Raw genomic sequence first — 4,998 nt, forward strand, 5'->3', positions numbered from 1 at the left:
GCTTGCTGGCTTGCTGGCTTGCTGGCTTGCTGGCTTGCTGGCTTGCTGGCTTGCTGGCTTGCTGGCTTGCTGGCTTGTCAGGACAAGCTTATTCAGGTAATGGCGTAAGGGAAGAATAATAATTTTTTATTTTATCCAGAATTGCCGCTATTTCACTGCTGGCAAGGGTGATTTCAGCAATGTTCAGTGCCTTTTTATCGACCCATTCATAGCGGTCGCTATCCTTTTTTTGCACAAGGCGCTGCATTCTGGCTGCCAGGATCCTGACCATCTTGCCATCGGAAACAGCAAAAACAGAGGCGCCGCTTTCGGAAATATTTTCTGTATCTGCACGGTAAACAGGATCCCCTTCCGGGTACTCCTCCTCTGCCGTGCTTTCTGGCCAGGTCAGACTATATAAATATTTGAAAGCGTCAGGCGCGGGCATAGCGAACACCTCTGCATTTATCGGCGGCGTGTACAGGGCATTAGCGGGATCCAGGAGTGTATTAACATCCACACAGAGCGTTGCCGTCCTTAAATCCTGCGGGAAAAAGTTGCCGTCAATACTGTAGTAGAAAAGCCCATTGTAGAAAGAGCCTGAAGGAGGATTCCAGTCAGGAATACATTCAGCAAAAATGGCAAAACGATAAGGATCACCAAAAAACATTTTCTACGCTCATTGTTAATTGAATCATTTCGTTTCAATAGCTATTCGAGGTAATAAACCCCGACAGTTTAGCCGGGGTTCATACAGGGAGAAATCAGAAACGATACCCAAGACCGATATTAAAACCGTTTATCGCTACGTCATCATTGAATTTAACGCGCGTGCCTTCATAACCGATATTTACGGAAATATAGTCTGTCGGATTGATAGCCACGCCAGCACCATAAGCAAACGACGTTTTGCTTGCATTATCCTCTTCTGAATACGCAGAAAGATAGGTCGTTTTGTCTTCTACTTTTGTATGCGCCATACCGGCAAGGGCATAGAGGCTGACGTAGTCGTTAATACGCCAGGCCGGGCCAGCCATAAACGAGTAATATTTCACATCCGTTTTGCCATCATAACCGCTAATATCGTCAAAAGCCTCAACCCTTTCAGAATAGCTGTCATCGCCTTTCATATAGCTAAAGGAACCGATAATGCTGACGGGTGAATCCCATTCATAGCGGTACTGAACGTTGACGCCGCGAATATTTTTAAAATATTCGACCTTGCTCTGTGCATAGCCAATCGACAAAGTATGGCTGTCAGCCAATACGCCGGTGCTGACCAACAGGCCACTACAAACTAATGCCAATGCGGTAATTTTTACTTTCATTACTCATTCCCTTTTTTACTGAGTTGTTTAAATCCCTGTGTTTGAGATGGGATTGTACTAAATTTCTTGCCGATACGTCATTAAAAAAATATTTTTTTTACTCGCCAGGCGGGCATTTCCCGCCATGATTTGCAGACTGCTTTTTATTTAGGCATTATTCCCAAACGAAAAATTTCAGTTGGAAATAAAGGCTGCAATATTATTTCATCATTGAAAATGAATAACCTTGGTGATAAAGCTGTAACATCGTAGATATTTTCAGCAATTAAAATCAAGTTTGTCCTGAAAAAAGGAATATTTGCGTCATCTGCAAGAACGAATACATCAGCATTTCTCATAGGACTTCTATTCAGTAAATCATCAATATTTTCATGATCGGAATGGTGAATTTCCGACCAGGAAATTGATCCACTTGCAAAAGGATATTTATTAAGGATATCAAAAGCTTTTTCCTTTTTCTGGCCTTCAATAATTTCGAAATCAGCACTAAGCGCTTCTTGACACTCTTCAAATAACGTCATGTTCTCTACCTGTTTAGCTGCTTCAATATCGTTTCAAAAGCTTTTTCGTTACCCTCAAATGGTATGACCTGCTTAACCGCTTTTCCTGGCCCCTTACCTTGAGAGTAATTCCATATATTAATATGAGTGCCTTTGTCTGGATCATAATCAACACGCCAACCAATTTTACCGTCGCTGGATTGCCGCCCAATAACTTTCCCATTTCCAGCACTTACTTCCAACCGCCCAATCACAGGTTTAGAATCAGCACCCAGATTACCGACAATATCCAATGCTTTATTTCGGGCGTTCTCCCAATTTTTCTCAGGGGAAAGTGTTTGTTCTATTCGATTTCCTGGTTGTGTACCAGTATTAATTTTCCCGAGCCCAGCAGCGATCCCTGCAGCACTCATCCCCACAGCCTGTGCCAGCGAATTCATCGCAAGCTGCTTCGCTTCAGATGAATCACCAGACATCAATGCATTATGAATCGCCGCATTTCTGTCTGCTTCAAGCTGGATAGTTGTCACCTGAAGGATTGAAAGCTCGTTCTGATCTGCCGCGCTCAGTCCGCTATTATCTCGCGCTTTTTCCAGCAGCTCACTGGTGCGGTTAGCATATTCGGTCTGCAATCTGCTGCCTTCGTTTGCCTTATTAACGCAGTCCTTAGCGCCCGTACACTCAACAACTCGCTTCTGTTGTTCGGCTGAAATCTGCTTATATTTTTCAGTGACGGTTCCCTCACAAGACTTGTCACCCTGACACTGTATCATTTCCTGAACGCGGGACTGGTTTTCCTGCACACTCAGCGCATTATTCTCAACCGCATTCTTCCCGGCCTGCGCGCCCGTCACCGCACCGCCCGCACTGCCCCCGGCAAGCCCGCCCGCCAGCCCCGCCGCCAGCGTCCCCAGCGCGCTGATGGTCTGACGCTGCTCCTCGCTCAGGTCTGCACAGTCAACGCCCGGATAGAGCTGCTGTGCGATATACTCGCCCGCCACGCCGCCTGACGCCCCCGCCAGCGCCGAACCGCCCGACGCCTGCGCCACCGCCGCGCCCAGCACCGCGTGCGCTGTCAGGTTGCCTCAACGTTAATCACCTCTTTGCCGTTTGCATCCGTGGTGGTGGTCGCTTTATGTATCAGCTCGATCGCCACACCGCAGAAGCGGCCACGGAAGATCCCGGAAGAGACATTTGAATGGCGACCGCTCTAAGGTAACTGACTGGTTATAAGGTAAAATCCCGGCTTGGCCGGGATCTTTATTAGTCATCATATTGAAGATTTATGTTTATTTTTCCGGCTTGTGTATCGACCGTTATTTCGCAGCCAGTCCAAACAGGTTTACCATTAGTCAAATTGTTATCTAAAAAGAAAGACTTATAAGCAAGTAAAGCATCAGTCAAATCAGCAACAGCCCTTCCATCAGGGGCAAACCAGCCCAGTTCTCCATTTTCATCTAAATAATCGAATTCATATTCCCCACCATCATTTTCATTAAAGATTTTAGCTCTTGCTATGATTTTTTTTGCATTTCCAGGTCCACACTCATACAAAATTTGACCTAGTTTTTGCTCAAAATTTTGATCCTGCATCATTTGCCTCCTGGGGAATTTTTGAAATCAACGTTAACAGGTCTACCTCCATCAACTGAGTACTGAACAATTACCCTATCTGGCCTTATATTGTTACCTGAATATATTGGTTGGATATTGACATCAACCGTTTTCCCTTCTTTCAATGCGATACCCCATGAGTTCTCCATTTTTTTCCATTGACTTTTATTAAGATTTCCATCCATAGGAACAATATTAAGCTTTTCACCAGGACCATTGAATATGCTGGCAATTAAATGACCACCTTCATCACCATTATTACCACATTTACCAGCCTTGCATTGCTGATAGGTGTTTCGGTCATTTTTGGACAGGCTTAGTGAGGCATTCACATATGTTGTGCGGCTCAAATCATCAGTATGATAGGTTTTATTTCCATCAACCTGATAGACCGTATTGGGTTCTGGTTTATTCAGTGTCTTATTCCACGCACCTTTCTTACCGGAGTCAACAATAACGATATTTTTTCCGGTAGCTGTAGGAAGTTTACTTCCTTTACTCACGCCTCCCAGCGCACTTAACGCTACGCCCGCAATAATATCAGCCTGAGCTTGATCGAGGCCATATTTCGCCATGATCTGCTCAGACACTTTATTGCTGGCAACGATCCCGTCCGCGTCCATCTGGTGCGCCCAGGTCGCTGTAAGATCGTAGACCATCTTGATCGGGATGTCTTCGCCCATTGCCCGATCTATTGCATGCTTCACCGCTATGCTGTCGGCCAGCACGTCGCCGTATTTCTGCTGACAGGTTGTCGGGTTGGTTGCACAGTCGCTTATTAGTTGCTTCTGCTGTGCGGTACTTAGCTCTTCGTATTTTTTGATAATGCCGCCACAGTCAGCGCCTTCAGCCTGACAGGACTTCATTTCAGCGGACCAGGCATCTATCTGTTTGCTGCTCAGCCAGTTATTCTCAACCGCATTCTTCCCGGCCTGCGCGCCCGTCACCGCACCGCCCGCACTGCCCCCGGCAAGCCCGCCCGCCAGCCCCGCCGCCAGCGTCCCCAGCGCGCTGATGGTCTGACGCTCCTCCTCGCTCAGGTCTGCACGGTCAACGCCCGGATAGAGCTGCTGCGCGATATACTCGCCCGCCGCGCCGCCTGACGCTCCCGCCAGCGCCGAACCGCCCGACGCCTGCGCCACCGCCGCGCCCAGCACCGCGTGCGCTATCAGGTTTGCCTCAACGTTAACCACCTCTTTGCCGTTTGCATCCGTGGTGGTGGTCGCTTTATGTATCAGCTCCGCCAGGTACGGCGCCGCACCGCCCGCAACGGCTCCCGCCACGTTGCCGCCCGCCAGCGCCGAGGCCGCCGCCGTCGCCGCGCTGATGCCCTGCTGAAGGGCGCTGCCCGTTCCCCACGGCGCCATGGCATTAGTGTAAGCCTGCTTCGCTATATCGTCGTAGCCGGGCGCCGTTTTCACCCCGTTCTGCCGCGCTTTTTCTTCCAGCTGCGTCTTCGCTGCCGCCAGCAGTTTCGGGTCCAGCTTCGCCTTCTCGCCGGCTATCTGGCCCTGCGTCCTCACGATATCGCTGGCCTGCAGGCCGATATCCACCACCGCCTGCACCGTCTCCACCCG

The 4,998-nt window shown here is 48.8% G+C and carries 5 protein-coding genes and 1 pseudogene; all 6 read right to left on the reverse strand.

What is annotated here, in order from left to right:
- Positions 1-88 precede the first annotated feature (88 nt).
- Positions 89-649: an immunity 42 family protein gene (locus ACMGEE_RS04560; protein ID WP_370733913.1), complete on the reverse strand. Its 561-nt coding sequence runs from the start codon at positions 647-649 to the stop codon at positions 89-91.
- Between the two features lie 94 nt (positions 650-743).
- A complete protein-coding gene (locus ACMGEE_RS04565) occupies positions 744-1,307 on the reverse strand; it encodes an Ail/Lom family outer membrane beta-barrel protein (protein ID WP_436829735.1) in 564 nt (187 codons plus the stop codon).
- Positions 1,308-1,450: 143 nt separating this feature from the next.
- On the reverse strand, positions 1,451-1,828 hold the full coding sequence (locus ACMGEE_RS04570; RefSeq protein ID WP_436829736.1) for a CDI toxin immunity protein: 378 nt from the start codon (positions 1,826-1,828) through the stop codon (positions 1,451-1,453).
- 5 nt (positions 1,829-1,833) lie between these two features.
- Positions 1,834-2,889 (reverse strand): annotated as a pseudogene (locus ACMGEE_RS04575) (VENN motif pre-toxin domain-containing protein); the annotation flags it as partial.
- 181 nt (positions 2,890-3,070) lie between these two features.
- Positions 3,071-3,403 (reverse strand): hypothetical protein, encoded by a 333-nt coding sequence (locus ACMGEE_RS04580; protein WP_436829737.1) that lies wholly within the window; start codon positions 3,401-3,403, stop codon positions 3,071-3,073.
- The coding region (locus ACMGEE_RS04585) for a DNA/RNA non-specific endonuclease (protein WP_436829738.1) at positions 3,400-4,998 on the reverse strand (1,599 nt) is incomplete at its 5' end. The genes ACMGEE_RS04585 and ACMGEE_RS04580, both read right to left, overlap by 4 nt.

Origin of the sequence: Erwinia artemisiae (assembly GCF_051400835.1) — a bacterium.
In the GTDB taxonomy this organism is placed as follows: domain Bacteria; phylum Pseudomonadota; class Gammaproteobacteria; order Enterobacterales; family Enterobacteriaceae; genus Erwinia; species Erwinia aeris.

Coding starts and splice junctions, on each gene's coding strand:
- ACMGEE_RS04560 (WP_370733913.1), bottom strand. CDS start 649: ATGTTTTTTGGTGATCCTTATCGTTTTGCCATTTTTGCTGAATGTATT.
- ACMGEE_RS04580 (WP_436829737.1), bottom strand. CDS start 3,403: ATGATGCAGGATCAAAATTTTGAGCAAAAACTAGGTCAAATTTTGTAT.
- ACMGEE_RS04570 (WP_436829736.1), bottom strand. CDS start 1,828: ATGACGTTATTTGAAGAGTGTCAAGAAGCGCTTAGTGCTGATTTCGAA.
- ACMGEE_RS04565 (WP_436829735.1), bottom strand. CDS start 1,307: ATGAAAGTAAAAATTACCGCATTGGCATTAGTTTGTAGTGGCCTGTTG.